12 protein-coding genes are annotated in these 14,094 nt (G+C 68.9%); 1 reads left to right on the plus strand and 11 read right to left on the minus strand.

Annotation, left to right across the window (positions count from 1 at the left end; all coding sequences use genetic code 11):
- Nucleotides 1-141: 141 nt before the first annotated feature.
- The gene (locus F3T56_RS11875; RefSeq protein WP_246203572.1) at nt 142-1,779 is read right to left on the minus strand and encodes a serine hydrolase domain-containing protein; all 1,638 of its coding nucleotides are present in this window, start codon (nt 1,777-1,779) and stop codon (nt 142-144) included.
- Nucleotides 1,780-1,944: 165 nt separating this feature from the next.
- Nucleotides 1,945-2,694 (minus strand): TetR/AcrR family transcriptional regulator, encoded by a 750-nt coding sequence (locus F3T56_RS11880; RefSeq protein WP_149824871.1) that lies wholly within the window; start codon nt 2,692-2,694, stop codon nt 1,945-1,947.
- Between the two features lie 247 nt (nt 2,695-2,941).
- On the opposite strand from F3T56_RS11880, the gene F3T56_RS11885 reads away from it, so the two are divergent.
- The gene (locus F3T56_RS11885) at nt 2,942-4,486 is read left to right on the plus strand and encodes an MFS transporter (RefSeq protein ID WP_149824872.1); all 1,545 of its coding nucleotides are present in this window, start codon (nt 2,942-2,944) and stop codon (nt 4,484-4,486) included.
- 355 nt (nt 4,487-4,841) lie between these two features.
- Here F3T56_RS11885 and F3T56_RS11890 read toward each other — a convergent pair whose 3' ends face one another.
- From F3T56_RS11890 to F3T56_RS11930, 9 genes are all read right to left on the minus strand, one after another.
- The gene (locus F3T56_RS11890) at nt 4,842-6,032 is read right to left on the minus strand and encodes an acetylornithine transaminase (protein ID WP_149824873.1); all 1,191 of its coding nucleotides are present in this window, start codon (nt 6,030-6,032) and stop codon (nt 4,842-4,844) included.
- Nucleotides 6,029-6,934 carry an acetylglutamate kinase gene (gene argB, locus F3T56_RS11895; RefSeq protein ID WP_246203577.1) on the minus strand — a complete coding sequence of 302 codons (906 nt, stop codon included), beginning with the start codon at nt 6,932-6,934 and terminating at the stop codon, nt 6,029-6,031. Before argB ends, F3T56_RS11890 begins: the two co-directional genes overlap by 4 nt.
- Before the next feature lie 86 nt (nt 6,935-7,020).
- The gene (gene argJ / locus F3T56_RS11900) at nt 7,021-8,172 is read right to left on the minus strand and encodes a bifunctional glutamate N-acetyltransferase/amino-acid acetyltransferase ArgJ (RefSeq protein ID WP_149824874.1); all 1,152 of its coding nucleotides are present in this window, start codon (nt 8,170-8,172) and stop codon (nt 7,021-7,023) included.
- Entirely contained in the window at nt 8,169-9,197 is a 1,029-nt protein-coding gene (gene argC / locus F3T56_RS11905) for an N-acetyl-gamma-glutamyl-phosphate reductase (RefSeq protein ID WP_149824876.1), read from the minus strand. Before argC ends, argJ begins: the two co-directional genes overlap by 4 nt.
- Nucleotides 9,198-9,364: 167 nt before the next feature.
- A complete protein-coding gene (locus F3T56_RS11910; protein ID WP_149824877.1) occupies nt 9,365-9,862 on the minus strand; it encodes an ATP-binding protein in 498 nt (165 codons plus the stop codon).
- A 277-nt stretch (nt 9,863-10,139) separates the two neighbouring features.
- Entirely contained in the window at nt 10,140-11,369 is a 1,230-nt protein-coding gene (locus F3T56_RS11915) for a cytochrome P450 family protein (RefSeq protein WP_172638904.1), read from the minus strand.
- Nucleotides 11,370-11,677: 308 nt separating this feature from the next.
- Complete coding sequence (locus F3T56_RS11920; RefSeq protein WP_149824880.1) at nt 11,678-11,893, minus strand: MbtH family protein; 216 nt, start codon at nt 11,891-11,893, stop codon at nt 11,678-11,680.
- A 41-nt stretch (nt 11,894-11,934) separates the two neighbouring features.
- A complete protein-coding gene (locus tag F3T56_RS11925; protein WP_149824881.1) occupies nt 11,935-13,251 on the minus strand; it encodes a lysine N(6)-hydroxylase/L-ornithine N(5)-oxygenase family protein in 1,317 nt (438 codons plus the stop codon).
- A gap of 95 nt (nt 13,252-13,346) precedes the next feature.
- Nucleotides 13,347-14,042: an FMN-binding negative transcriptional regulator gene (locus F3T56_RS11930; protein WP_149824882.1), complete on the minus strand. Its 696-nt coding sequence runs from the start codon at nt 14,040-14,042 to the stop codon at nt 13,347-13,349.
- Between the last annotated feature and the right edge of the window lie 52 nt (nt 14,043-14,094).

Genomic DNA, 14,094 nt, shown 5'->3' on the forward strand with positions numbered 1-14,094 from the left:
TGAAAAGCACGAGGCTGCGCCCCCGTGCTTTTCATCGGCCCGCGGGGCCGTGTCTTTTAGGGGCGCGGGGAACTGCGCGAACAACCTCCACCCACCCGCACGGACCAACTCACCGCAGCCCCCCTTGTCTCCCAGGGGGCGTTACGCCGTCTTCGGGGCTGCCCTCATGCCGATGTACGCGCACTTCGTGCCGTCGGGCAGGGTGGTGAAGACGACCGGCATCCAGTCTTCGGTGAAGGAGGCGCCGCCGCCTGCGCCGGCGAAGACTGTGTCGGTGAGGGGGACCAAGTCCATTTCCAGGTCCGGGGAGTAGCCGGACATGCCGTCTACGAAGGCGTAGGTCAGGTGGGGGGTGCCGGCCTTCTCCGTGACGGTGATCAGGACGCCTTCGCGCTTGTACGTGCCCGTCCAGGGGGTGATGTCGACCGTGGGCGGGTTCTCGGCGGGGGCGAACGGGGTCGGCATCGTGACGTCGGCCAGGTCGGCGAGGAGTTCGCGCATGAGGTCGGCGTAGAGGAGACGGGAGCCGCCGCCGTTGGTGAGGAGTGCGACCGCGACACGGGCGCCGGGCACCACGCGGAGGTAGGCGTACTGGCCGATGGAGGCGCCGTCGTGGCCGAAGCCGGGGACGCCGTCCCAGTCGTAGAGGGTCCAGCCGAGGCCCCAACCGTCCGCGCTCACCGTCCACTTGTCGGGCACGTCCGTCTCGCGGTGCTGCATCGCGGCGACCGAGTCGGCGCCGAGGAGCCGCGTGCCGTCAGGTGCCTTGCCGCCGTCCACGTGGAGCTTGGCCAGGCGCACCAGGTCACCGGCGGTGGCGCAGACCCGCGCGGCCGGGCCCGCGGCGCGCGGCATCAGGTCCCAGGCCGGAGCGAGCATCTGTTCCCCCTCCGGCCCGGCGAGATGCCCCATCGCCGCTCGGAACGGCAGGACCTCCTCGGGGAGCGTCATGGTGTGCGTCAGGCCGAGCGGGGTCAGCAGCCGGTCCTTGAGGGCCTGGTCCCAGGTCGTGCCGGTCAGCACCTCGACGATGCGGCCGAGCACCACGTACCCGATACCGCTGTACGACACCGCCGTACCCGGCGGGCAGTCCATCGCCACGCCCTTCGCGGCCTCGACGTACTTCGCCAGGCTGTCGTCGCCGCGCCCGGTGTCCAGGTGGAAGTCGCAGGTCAGGCCGCTGGTGTGGGAGAGCAGCATGCGGGTCGTGATGACCTTCGTGGCCTCCGGGTCGATCGTCGCGAACTCCGGCAGGACCGATACCACCGGGGCGTCCAGGTCCAGGTCGCCGGACTCCGCCAACTGCATGATCAGGGCCGCCGTGTAGACCTTCGCGATCGAGCCGAGCTGGAAGACCGAGTCGGTGGTCGCCTCCACGCCCGTCTGGCGGTTCAGGACACCGCTGGCCAGCTCCTGGACCTCGTCGTCCACCACGAAGGCGAGCGTCGCGCCGGGTACGTCGTGCTCCTCGCGGAGTTCGTCGAGGCGGTGCTGCCAGTGGCCGAGGTCCACACGGCGGCCGGTGGCCAGTTCGATGACGTTCGAGACGGGGGTGGTGGGGGCCGGCTCCTGTGTGGCCGTCGTCGTCGGCTGCGGCGTCGGGGCCGGGTTCGGCCTGCCGAACGTGTCCCTCGTGGCGTCCCAGGTGCCTGAGGCGCCTTCCATCTGCCATGTGCCGGTCAGACCCCAGCTGTCGCTCGCTTCCCAGCTGCCGGTCGCGATCCACGTGCGGAGGTCGTTCCACTTCGTGTTCTGCGTCTTCTGCGTCTTCTTCGACATGGCTTGTCCTTTGGGGGTGGGTTCGGGCGGTGGCTTCGATGAACACCGTACGGAGTGCGAACACTGTTCGCAAGGCCGTACGGCGTTCATTGTCGGCCAATGAAAAACCGTCCACGAGGGTCTCAACGCCGTGGACGGTTTTCTCATGCACAGGTCGGGGCAGCTTCAGCCCCGGTCCAGGCGGGCCTGGAGGCCGTCCAGGACCCAGTCGAGGCCGTAGCCGAAGTTGTCCACGAGGACCTCGTTCGAGCGGCCGCCCTCCTGTGCGGTGTAGCGCCGGCGGAGGTGCGGATAGTCGCGGGTGGCCTGTTCGACCGCCGGCCACACCTTGCGCGTCCAGTCCTCCTGACTCTGCCCGCTGCGGGCGAGCATCGTCAGCCAGGCGGCCTCACTGGTGGTCATGCCCATCACGTACGCGAAGAGGATCCGCACGACGTGGTCGGCCTGCTCCAGGTCGAAGCCCGCCTCCTCCAGCATGGCGAGCATGCCCTCCGTCAGCCGCATCGAGTTCGGGCCGAGGGAGACGCCCACCTCGCCCAGCATCGGGGCGATCCAGGGGTGGCGCAAGATTGTCGAACGAATGCCGTTCGCACAGCGGGCGGCGGCCGTACGCCAGTCCCGCGCGGCATCCGGTCCCGGCACCTCCATCTCGCCGTAGATGTGGTCCACGACCAGCTCGATCAGCTCGTCCTTGCTCGCCACGTGCGAGTACATCGAGGTCGCGCCCGCGTTCAGGCGGGTGCCGAGGCGGCGCATGCTCAGCGCGGCGGCGCCCTCCTCGTCGAGCAGCTTGACCGCCTCGGCCACGATGACGTCCCGGCTCAGCGTGGGCTGCTCACGCTTCGGGCGGCGCGGGCGGGTCCAGACGGACTGGATCACCGGGTTCACGGACTGGCTCACCGGGTTCTCGGGCATGCGGCCTCCTCGTTCTTCTTCGGGTTCAGGGTAGCGGCGCATGTGGACGACGTGCGGGGTTGCGAACAGTGTACGCACATCGTACGGTGTTCGGCGAGGCCGAGCGCTGCGCGAGCGAGGTGCGAGCGGGGTGCGAGCGGGGTGCGGCCAGAAACAGGGTAGATAACAAACCGCGTTGCTGGTTTTATTGAGTCCCGGAGCGGCAGCAGTCCGGAGCAGCCCCACACTCTGTTTGAAAGGTTTCGTCATGGAAGTCGACGTCAAGGAACGTCATCCACGCCGCTGGCTGATCCTGATCGTGTTGTGCCTCAGCACGCTGGTGCTGGTCATCGACAACATGGTGCTGACGGTGGCAGTGCCGCCGATCGCGGAGGACCTCAAGGCGAGCGCCCAGGACATCCAGTGGATCCTGGAGTCGTACATGCTGGTCTTCGCCGGTCTTCTGCTGACCGCGGGAAGCCTGTCCGACCGCTACGGGCGCCGCAAGGTGATGATCATCGGTCTGACGGTCTTCGGCGCGGCTTCGGTACTGGCCACCTGGGCCGGCAGCGCGGAGATGCTGATCCTCGCCCGGGTGCTGATGGGTATCGGTGGTGCGCTGTTGATGCCCAGCACGCTGTCCATCCTCATCACCGTCTTCGATGAGGACGAGCGGCCCAAGGCGATCGGTGCGTGGAGCGTGGTGGCCATGATCGGGCTCGTCGGCGGGCCCGTGTTCGGTGGAGTGCTCATCGCCCACTTCTGGTGGGGGGCCGTGTTCCTCATCAACATTCCGATCGCTGTGCTCGCGATCATTTCGGCGTTGGTGCTCATGCCGGAGTCCAAGGGGCCTTGGCGTAAGCCGGATCCCGTGGGCACGGTGCTTTCGGTGGTCGGGATGACCGCGCTCGTCTGGACGATCAATGAGTGGCCGAAGGACGGGATCACGCACCCGACGACCCTGGCTGCGGCCGTGGTTACCGTCGTGGCGCTCGTCGGCTTCGGGGTCTGGGAGACCCGGATCGACTCGCCGATGATTCCGATCTCGCTGTTCAAGAACCGGGTGTTCACCGGGTCGAGCTTCTCGCTGGTGCTGCTGACGTTCGCCAACGGTGGGCTGATGCTGGTGCTGACCCAGTACCTCCAGTTCGTGATGGGCTACTCCCCCACCGAGACCGGGCTCGCGTTCATGCCTGCCGCCGTGGCCTCGTTGGTCTTCAACGGGGTGGGCGCCGCGTTGGCGAAGAAGATCGGGAATCGGGCGCTCGCCGTTTCCGGTCTGCTCGTCATCGCCGGGGGGTTCGCCACGTTGTCGACGTTGTCGGCGGGGGACGGGTTCGGGACGTTGGCTGTGGCGATGGTGCTGATGGGGGCGGGGGCCGGTCTTGCCATGCCGGCGGCGATCGCCGCGCTCATGGGGGCCGTGCCGGAGGAGCATGCCGGGGTCGGGTCGGCGCTCAACGACACGATTCAGCAGGCTGGGGCCGCGTTTGGGGTGGCCGTGTTGGGGGCTGTGCTGTCCAGCACGTATACGGCTGAGATGCCGGAGGGCGCGCCTGCGGCTGCGAAGGAGTCCGTGGGGGACGGGCTGGCTGTGGCTGCGGAGAGTGGGGACGGCGGGCTTCTGGCCGCTGTGCACGATGCGTTCACCGGGGCGGTGTCCAGCAGCTTCACGGTGGGGGCTGTGGGGGTTGTGGGGGCGGCTGTGTTGGCGCTGTTCCTGATGAAGGGGGCGGGGAAGGGTGAGGCTCCCGCCGAGGCTGAGGGGGGTGTTGGGGAGGAGGTTGCGCCTGAGGTCGCCGGGGTTCGGTGAGCTTTCGTGAGGACGGCGGGGCCCTGCGGATTGGTTTCCGCGGGGTCCCGCCGTCTGTGTGTGAGAGCTCGGGGGTTCTGAGGTTTTCGCCCCCGCCGCCCCTGCCCTCCCCCACTCTCGGCTTCGCTCGAGCGGGGCGACCCCCATCATCCCCAGGGGCTGCCGCCCCTTCGACCCCGCTGCGCCTTCGAGCTCGGGTGGATGGGGTTGGGGGGCGGGTGCGGGTGAGTGGGGGTTGTTCGCGCCCACGCGGCGGAGCCGCAAATCGATACAGCCCCGCGCCCCTAAGGGCAGCGGCTGCGCCGCTGGCCGGCTGGGGTGCGTTGTGGGGGCGGGGCCGTGCCGGCTTCCGCCGTCACGTGGGCGGGGGGCCGTCGTGGTGGGTGTTCAGGATGGACGGGAGGCTTGTCAGGAACTGGTCCGCGTCCTCGTTCGAGAGGATCAGTGGGGGTGCCAGGCGGATTACGTTCGGGGTGGCCGCGTTGACCAGGAAGCCCTTGCACTGTGCTGTTTGTTGGATTTGGGGCGCCGACGGTGTCGTCAGGACGATGCCCATGAGGAGGCCCGCGCCCCTGACTTCGGAGATCGAGGGGTGGGACAGGAACTCTATGCCTGTGCGCAGGCGTTCCCCCATGCGTTTGGCGTGGGCCAGCAGGCCCTCGTTCTCGATCGTGTCCAGGACTGCCAACGCCGCCGCGCAGACTATGGGGTTGCCGCTGAACGTGGAGCCGTGGGTGCCGGGGGCAAGGAGGTCGGCTGCCTTGTCGAAGGCCAGGGTGGCGCCTATCGGGAGGCCTCCGCCCAGGCCCTTGGCCAGGGTTACGACGTCTGCCTCTATGCCTTCTGCCTGGGCTGCGAACCAGTGCCCTGTGCGGCCTATGCCCGTTTGGATCTCGTCCAGGGCGAGAAGCGTGCCGGTGGATTTCGTTATCTCTCGGGCTGCCGTCAAATAGCCGGGTGGGGGGACTACTACTCCGTTCTCGCCCTGGATGGGTTCCAGGATCAGGAGGGCCGTGTCGTCCGTTACTGCGCTGCGTAGGGCTTCTGTGTCGCCGTAGGGGATGTAGTCCACCGGGCCGGGGAGGGGGAGGAAGGGGGCCCGTTTTGGTGGTTGGCCGGTTAGAGCCAGGGCTCCCATCGTGCGGCCGTGGAAGGCGCCCTGGGTGGAGACGATGCGGGGGCGGCCGGTCAGGCGGGCGATCTTGAAGGCGGCCTCGTTGGCCTCGGCGCCGGAGTTGGAGAAGTAGACGCGGCCGGGGCGGCCGGAGAGGGTCAGGAGGCGTTCCGCCAGGGTTACCGTCGGCTCGGCCACGAAGAAGTTGGAGATGTGGCCGAGGGTGGTGGCCTGGTCGGTGAGGGCGCGGACGAGGGCCGGGTGGGCGTGGCCCAGGGCGTTGACCGCTATGCCGGCCAGGAGGTCTATGTACTCGTTGCCCTCCGTGTCCCAGACCCGGGTGCCCTGGCCTCGTACCAGGGGGAGGCGGGGGGTGCCGAAGTTGTCCATCATGGCCGACTGCCAGCGGCGGGTGAGGGTGCTGTGTGTCATGCCACCGCCTCCAGTCGGGCGCGGGTTTCGTCGGGGACGACCATCGTGCCGATGCCCTCGTCGGTGAAGATCTCCAGGAGGATGGAGTGTTTGACCCGGCCGTCGATCACTCGGGCCGTGCGGACGCCGTTCGTCACGGCGTGGAGGCAGCCCTCCATCTTGGGGATCATGCCGCTGGCCAGGCCGGGGAGCAGGTCGCGTAGTTCGGTGGCGGTGAGTTTGGGGATGACCTCCTCGCTGTGCGGCCAGTCGGCGTAGAGGCCCTCCACGTCGGTGAGGATCAGCAGCATCTCGGCGCCCAGGGCTGCCGCCAGGGCTGCTGCCGCCGTGTCGGCGTTGACGTTGAAGACGCCGCCCTCGGCCGCGTCCTTGGCGTCGGAGCTGCGGGCTATGGAGGAGATGACGGGGATGCGGCCGTTGTCGATGAGGGCCTGGACGACGCCGGCGTCGACTGTGGCCACCTCGCCCACGCGGCCTATGTCGACCGGTTTGCCGTCGACGTCCGCGTAGCACTTGACGGCCGTCATGAGGCGGGCGTCCTCGCCGGTCATGCCTACGGCGTGCGGGCCGTGTTCGTTGAGGAGGCCCACGAGTTCGCGTTGGACCTGGCCGGCCAGGACCATGCGGACGACGTCCATGGTCTCGTCGGTGGTGACGCGGAGGCCGCCGGTGAAGTGGGACTTGAGGCCGAGGCGTTCGAGCTGGGCGCTGATCTGGGGGCCGCCGCCGTGGACGACCACGGGGTTCAGGCCGGCGTGGCGCAGGAAGAGGATGTCCTGGGCGAAGGCGGCCTTGAGGGCCTGGTCGACCATGGCGTTGCCGCCGAACTTGATGACGATGGTCTTGCCCTGGTGGCGGGCCATCCACGGCAGCGCCTCGACCAGCGCGTGGGCCTTGGGCAGCGCCTTCTGTCTGCGGTCGGCGGCCTGGCCGGTGGGGGTGAGGTGGGAGTCGGTGTCGGCGTCGTCGCCGGTTCGGGTGAGTGGGGTCACGACGAGTACTCGCTGTTCTCGTGGACGTACTGGGCGGTCAGGTCGTTGGCCCAGATCACGGCGGACTCGGTGCCGGCGGCGAGGTCGGCGGTGATGCGCACCTCGCGGCCGGTCATGTCGACGAGGGCTCGGTCCTCGCCCACCGCGCCGCCCTTGCAGACCCATACATCGTCGATGGCGACGTTCAGGTCGTCGGGGTCGAAGGCCGCGGTCGTGGTGCCGATGGCGGACAGGACGCGGCCCCAGTTGGGGTCCTCGCCGTGGATCGCGCACTTGAGGAGGTTGTTGCGGGCGATCGTGCGGCCTACGTCGACGGCTTCGGCCTCGGTGGCCGCGTTGATGACCTCGATCCTGATGTCCTTGCTCGCGCCCTCGGCGTCGCCGATGAGCTGTCGGGCGAGGTCGGCGCAGACGGCTCGTACCGCTTCGGCGAAGTCCTCGTGGTTCGGGGTGACTTCGGCGGCTCCGGAGGCGAGGAGGAGGACCGTGTCGTTGGTGGACATGCAGCCGTCGGAGTCGACGCGGTCGAAGGTGGTGCGGGTGGCGTCGCGAAGTGCCTCGTCCAGTACGGCACTTGAGACGTCGGCGTCGGTGGTGAGGACGGCCAGCATGGTGGCCAGGCCGGGGGCGAGCATGCCCGCGCCCTTGGCCATGCCGCCCACCGTCCAGCCGTCGCCCTCGTACACCGCCGTCTTGTGCACGGTGTCGGTGGTCTTGATGGCGATGGCCGCCTTCTCCCCCGCGTGTGCGCTCAGGGACGCGGCGGCCTTCTCCACTCCCGCCAGCAGCTCGTCCATCGGCAGTCGTACGCCGATGAGGCCCGTCGAGGCCACGGCCACCTCGTCGGGGCTCCGGCCCAGCACGGTGGCGGCCTTCTCGGCCGTGGCAACGGTGTCCTGGTAGCCCTCGGGGCCCGTGCAGGCGTTGGCGCCGCCGGAGTTGAGGACCACCGCCGATATATGGCTGTCGGCGAGGGCCTGGCGGGACCACTGGACGGGGGCGGCCTGGACGCGGTTGGACGTGAAGACGCCCGCCGCGGCCGACCGCGGACCGTTGTTGACCACGAGGGCGAGGTCCGGCTTGCCGTTCTGTTTGATTCCGGCGGCGACGCCCGCCGCCGTGAACCCTTTCGCTGCGGTGACGCTCATGGTGCGACTCCGATCGTGGAAAGCCCCAGGTCCTCGGGGAGCCCGAGGGCGATGTTCATGCTCTGGACGGCACCCCCCGCGGTGCCCTTGGTGAGGTTGTCGATGGCGCTGATCGCGATGATCCGGCCGGCCGAGGCGTCGAGGGCGACCTGGATCAGGGCGGAGTTCGACCCGTACACGGACGCGGTGGCGGGCCACTGCCCCTCGGGCAGCAGATGGACGAACGGTTCGTCGAGCAGTGCCTTCTCGTACGCGGCCCGTACGTCGTCGGCGGTGACCCCGGACCTGGCCTTCGCGGTGCAGGTGGCGAGGATGCCGCGGGGCATGGGCGCCAGGGTCGGGGTGAAGGAGACGGAGACCGGCTCCCCCGCCGCGGCGCCGAGGTTCTGCATCATTTCAGGGGTGTGCCGGTGTTCACCACCCACGCCGTACGGCGACATCGAGCCCATGACCTCCGAGCCCAGCAGATGCGGCTTGGCCGCCTTGCCCGCGCCCGAGGTGCCCGACGCGGCGACGACCACCGCCTCGGGTTCGGCGAGCCCGGCGGCGTACGCGGGGAAGAGGGCCAGGGAGACGGCGGTCGGGTAGCAGCCGGGGACCGCGATCCGGGTCGTACGCCTCAACTCATGGCGGGCGCCGGGGAGTTCGGGCAGGCCGTACGGCCAGGTGCCGGCGTGCGGGGAGCCGTAGAAGCGCTCCCAGTCGGCCGAGCCGCGCAGCCGGAAGTCGGCGCCGCAGTCCACTACCAGGACGTCGGGGCCCAGCTCCCTGGCGACGGCCGCGGACTGGCCGTGCGGCAGGGCGAGGAAGACGACGTCGTGGCCGGCCAGGACCTCCGTCGTGGTCGGCTCCAGTACCCGGCCGGCCAGGGGTGGCAGGTGGGGCTGGAGTCCGCCGAGCAGCTGCCCGGCGTTCGCGTTCCCCGTCAGGGCGCGGATCTCCACCTCGGGGTGCCCGAGTAGCAGGCGGAGAAGCTCACCTCCCGCATAACCGCTCGCTCCGGCTATGGCTGCTCGCACTGTCATGACCCCTCCCGGATTGGCATGGGTTGCCGATGTAACCGGGGGCGGAGTCGCCCAACAAGGGGTTCTGTTGTGGTCATGACAATCAGATCGAGTGGAAGAGGGCGCCGGCATGTGTGCTCGCCGGCGCCCTCTTCCTGCGGGTCGGATCCGTGGTTCGGATCCGTGGTTCAGCTCACCAGTCGCAGCGGTCCTCCGTACACCGCCTCCACATGCCCGAACCCCTCCGCCGGGAGGTCGGGCGTGGCGTCGACCGTCTCCGCGTACTGGAGGCGTACGACGTCGTCGGGGACGCGGCGCCCGGGTGGGCGCCGGGCGTTGCGCTCCAGACAGGTCTCCAGGGGGGTCGTCAGGATCAGTGCGGCCGCCGGGACGCGATGGCGGCCGGCGATGTCGAGCAGTTTCGCGCGCACCGCGCGGTCGGGGCTGTCCGCGTCGACGACCGTGGTCAGCCGGCGGGCCAGCCGGGCCTCCAGCACCTCGCCCAGCACATGGACGGCCTCGTCGGTGGCGTCCGCGCGGATCGGGTCGTCGCAGATCCGCTCCCGGAACTCGTCCAGTTCCAGCACCGCGCTCGGTGGCCAGGCGTCGGCGAGCGTGCTCTTGCCGCTGCCGGCCGCGCCCAGCAGCACGATCAGGATCGGGTCGGGCAGAACGGCGTCGGCCATGGCTCGTCTCCTCTCGGGTCTGGGTGGACGAGCCGGGTGCGTCCCGTGGAGTGCCCCCGTGGAGGAGTCCGTACACGGCCGACGGCCCGCTGCGGGCGGGCCGTTGGTCAGGCTGTTCGGGGTGTACGGGCGATACGGGGTGTCCAGGGGATGTGTGCACCCGGCCCCCACGACTGTCCGTCAAGGATCGACCAAGGATGGGTGTTCAGTCCATAGGAGTCAGTTCATAGGGGGCAGTCCATAGGGGTCGGTTCATGGGAGGAGGAGAAAGCAGGGGTCAGATGCGGACCGGCAGTGACACCAGGTGGATGCCGTCGCCCGGCATGGCCACGTACTCCAGTTCGTCGCGGTCTACGGCGAGGGTGAGGCCGTCGTTGCGGATCAAGAGGGTGTCGAGGACGACCTCGGCCTGGAGGCGGGCCAGGGCGGCGCCGATGCAGAAGTGGGTGCCGTGGCCGAAGGCCATGTGGCCGACGCCGCGGCCGAGTTCGCGGCCGATGTCGAGCTTGTCGGCGCCGCCCGGGAACTCGCGCGGGTCGTGGTTGACGCCCAGCAGCGCCGCCGTGACCGCCTCGCCCTGCTTGACCGGCATCCCCGCGAACTCCAGGTCCTCGGTGGCGTACAGGGGCGCGCCGATCGGGACCGGTGTGGTGAAGCGGAGCAGCTCCGGGACCGCGCGGCCCGCCAGCAGTTCGGGCTCGTCGCGCAGGCGGGCGAGCTGGTCGGGGTGGTCGAGCAGGGCGAGGATCGCGTCCGCGATGAAGTGGGCGGGCGGCATGATCCCCGTGTTGATCAGCAGCAGGAAGATCGCGATGATCTCCGTCTCTCCGAAGTCGCCCTCCTCCTGGCTAACCCGGATCAGCTCCGAGATCAGGTCGTCCGAGCGGGCCGCCGTGCGCTCCTCGATGAGCTTCTTGCAGTGCTCGACCATGCCCTTGAGGGCCGGGATGAACCGCTCCGGATCGCCGGAGATGTAGTCGCGGATCCAGCGGCAGATCTGGGGCTGGTCGGCCTCGTCCACGCCGATGAGTTCGCAGACGCCGAAGCCGGCGAGGGGGTGGCTGAGGTCCTCCAGGAGGTCGGCCTCGCCCTTTTCCGCCATCGCCGTGTACAGGTCGTGGGTGATCTTCTCGATCTTCGGGCGGAGGGCGTTGATACGGCGAGCCGTGAAGGCTCGGGTGATGAGGGTGCGCATACGGGTGTGGTCCTCGCCGTCGGCCAGGACGAGGATGCCGAGGTAGTCGCGGTACTCCGGGGGGAGGCCGTAGGCCTCGATCATCTGGTCGGCGATGCTTGGGCCGTCCTGGCCGGGGAGTTTGGTGCTGTCCCGTACGAAGCGGGGGTCTGTCAGGGCCGCCTTGGCGTCCTCGTAGCGGGTGATGAGCCAGACCGGGGTGTCGACGTCCGGGAGCGTTACGCGGACCAGGGGGGCCTGGTCGCGCAGGCTCGTGAAGCCACCGGGGGTGCTGACGAACTTCGAGGTCAGGGAGAGGACTTCCTGCGACATGTTGTCTCCATCCAAGGGTGGCGAGCCAGGATCTCTATTGGACGGCTGAAACATACCGGGACAGCGGTATGTTTTGTAGGGCGAGCGTTCAACTGTTCAGGGTGGGGTGGGGTGGGGTGGTGTGCATGAGTGAGGGCCGCGCGATGCCGGTTGGCTTCGCGCGGCCCTGGGTTTGGGCTGGTCGCGCCCACGCGGCGGAGCCGCAAATCGACACAGCCCCGCGCCCCTGAAAAAGCGGGCTGCGCCCGGCTTTTTCAACGGCCCGCAGGGCCGTTGTCTTCAGGGGCGCGGGGACCCCTCCCGAGTTCTCAGGCGGCGGTCATGGCCTCGCGCAGGGTCTTGGGGCGGAGGTCGGTCCAGTGGTGCTCTATGTACTCCAGGCACTCCTGGCGGCCGGCCTCGGCGAACACCACCCGCCAACCCGCGGGGACCTGGGTGAAGGTGGGCCACAGGGAGTGCTGGTCCTCGTCGTTGACGAGGACGTGGAACGTGCCGTTGGGGTCGTCGAACGGGTTGGTGCTCATGGTGAGTTCAGCTCCTTTGAGTGGTCAGTTTTGGCGGTTGCTCAGACCTTTGCGTGTTGGCGGGACGCCAGGTCTATCGCTATCGCGTCCGCTATCTCGCCGCTGCGGATGGCGATGTTGGAGAGGAGGGAGGAGGCCAGGCCGTGGGTGTGTTCCGTGCCGCCCTGGAGGTAGATGCCCACGTTCAGGTCGGGGGTCGTGACCAGGCGGTAGTCGCGTTCTACTCGGAGGCGGCCCTCGTCGTCGCGCAGGCAGTACGGGGCCAGGTCGCCCAGCAGGGTCGTGGGGTCCATGGAGTCGTAGCCGGTGGCGAAGACGATCGCGTCGACGTCGAGGGCGTAGGCCGAGTCGTCCCGTACGGAGTGCATCGTGAGGTGGGCGCCTTCGGGGGTCGGGGCCACGGTTCGGACCCTCGACAGGTTCAGCAGGTGGAGGCGCTTGATGCGGGCCACCTCGTCGTCGTACGCGCGCTGGTAGAGGTCGCGGATGACCTCGTCGTCGGCTACGCCGTAGTTGGTGTTGCGGTGGTAGCGCCAGAACGCGTCGCGGGTGCGGTCGGTGCCGCCGTAGTAGTCGTCTACGGCGTCGGCGTCGAAGATGCGGTTGGCGTAGGGGGTGTCGTCGGCGATCGAGTAGCCGTACGACGGCATGATCGCGTAGACCTCGGCGTGCGGGACGGTGTCGTAGACGAACCGGGTGATCTCGGCGGCGCTCTGGCCGGCGCCGACGACGGCGAAGCGGCGGATCCGGGACTTGTCGAGGGTGTGGAAGCGGCCGAGGAACTCGGAGCTGTGCCAGACGCGTTCGCCGCGGTCGATGCCGGTGGGCATCTTGGGGACGAGGCCCGTGGAGATGACGAGGTTGCGCGCCTCGACGAGGCGGGTGCCGCCGCGCGGGGCGTTGTCCTGCACCTCGACGCGTACGGTGTCGATGGCGCCGTCGCCCGGGTGACCGTCGGGGAGGTGGACCGCGCTCACCTCGGAGTTGTAGGTGACGCGGTCCGAGAAACTGGACTCGGCCCATTCGAGATAGTCGTGGAATTCGTTCCGGGTGGGGAAGAAGTCCTGGTTGTTCACGAACTGGGCGAGGCGGCCGACGGCGTGCAGATAGGCGATGAAGCTCCACTGGGAGGCCGGGTTGCGGAAGGTCGCCAGGTCCTTCAGGAAGGAGATCTGCATCTTGGTGTCCGGCAGCAGCATGTTGCGGTGCCAGCCGAGGGAGGGCTGCTTCTCGAAGAAGGCCGCGGTGAGGGGGTTTTCGCCCTTTCCTCGCTGCTCCTCCAGGGCTATGGCGAGCGAAAGGTTGGCCGGGCCGAAGCCAATTCCCACGACCTCGTACGCTTCGGTGTGAGCTTCCATGAATTCTCCCGCGAGTGGTGTGCTGGAAAGGTACGTCGCGTCTTTTTCAGGCGTCAACGAACGGCTGTGGCTGGACAGTTGAACTGGACAGCGGTTCAGTGGTGGACCGGGCAGCCCTTGATCGTGCCCGTCTTCTCCATGCGGTCCATGAGGCCGGCCGTTTCGCGGTACTGCGTGGAGTCGCGCAGGGCGAAGTCCTCGCGGACCCGGTCCCGGATTTCCTGGTCCTGTTCCTGGCTGAGCTTGAACATGCCCTCGGCGCCGGTGATCCGGACGCGGAAGGCGCCGACCGCGGGCAGGATCGTCGCGAAGTAGTCGATGGAGCGGGACATGTCCCAGGCCTTCTCGGCCCCGAAGTCCCGTTCGTAGGCCTTCACGGTGTCCTTGCAGACCTCCAGTGAGTCCTCGCCGGGGGCGGCGGCCTCGATCTTCTGGAAGACGCCATGGACGTGGACGGAGGTGAAGTCCCAGGTGGGTGCGGCGGGCGTGATGTCGTACACGGTGGGCGACACATAGGCGTGCGGCCCGGTGAAGGTGATGAGGACGGGGGTGCCGGTCTCCAGGGCCGTCCAGTGCGGGTTCTCCCTGTTCATATGGCCGATGAGCCGGCCGCCGGCCAGGTTCTCGGTCCACTCGCCGGTCCACTCCGGGTCACGGATGACAGGAAGGTGGGTGGCGTAGGGGTCGGCGTCGGCGGGGCCGTTGGATACCAGCAGGGCGAAGGGGTTGAGGCGGATCAGCTCGGTCATCCACGAGCCGTCCGGCTCCCGGTACGGTTCGGGAACGAACATTCGGACCTACCAATTCTCGGCGCTTGGGAGGGTTTTTCCGTCCCCGGGGCGT

Origin of the sequence: Streptomyces tailanensis (assembly GCF_008386495.1) — a bacterium.
In the GTDB taxonomy this organism is placed as follows: Bacteria; Actinomycetota; Actinomycetes; order Streptomycetales; family Streptomycetaceae; genus Streptomyces; species Streptomyces tailanensis.

Coding starts and splice junctions, on each gene's coding strand:
- F3T56_RS11925 (WP_149824881.1), bottom strand. CDS start 13,251: ATGGAAGCTCACACCGAAGCGTACGAGGTCGTGGGAATTGGCTTCGGC.
- F3T56_RS11875 (WP_246203572.1), bottom strand. CDS start 1,779: ATGTCGAAGAAGACGCAGAAGACGCAGAACACGAAGTGGAACGACCTC.
- F3T56_RS11910 (WP_149824877.1), bottom strand. CDS start 9,862: ATGGCCGACGCCGTTCTGCCCGACCCGATCCTGATCGTGCTGCTGGGC.
- argC (WP_149824876.1), bottom strand. CDS start 9,197: ATGACAGTGCGAGCAGCCATAGCCGGAGCGAGCGGTTATGCGGGAGGT.
- F3T56_RS11885 (WP_149824872.1), top strand. CDS start 2,942: ATGGAAGTCGACGTCAAGGAACGTCATCCACGCCGCTGGCTGATCCTG.
- F3T56_RS11930 (WP_149824882.1), bottom strand. CDS start 14,042: ATGTTCGTTCCCGAACCGTACCGGGAGCCGGACGGCTCGTGGATGACC.
- F3T56_RS11920 (WP_149824880.1), bottom strand. CDS start 11,893: ATGAGCACCAACCCGTTCGACGACCCCAACGGCACGTTCCACGTCCTC.
- argJ (WP_149824874.1), bottom strand. CDS start 8,172: ATGAGCGTCACCGCAGCGAAAGGGTTCACGGCGGCGGGCGTCGCCGCC.
- F3T56_RS11880 (WP_149824871.1), bottom strand. CDS start 2,694: ATGCCCGAGAACCCGGTGAGCCAGTCCGTGAACCCGGTGATCCAGTCC.
- F3T56_RS11890 (WP_149824873.1), bottom strand. CDS start 6,032: ATGACACACAGCACCCTCACCCGCCGCTGGCAGTCGGCCATGATGGAC.
- F3T56_RS11915 (WP_172638904.1), bottom strand. CDS start 11,369: ATGTCGCAGGAAGTCCTCTCCCTGACCTCGAAGTTCGTCAGCACCCCC.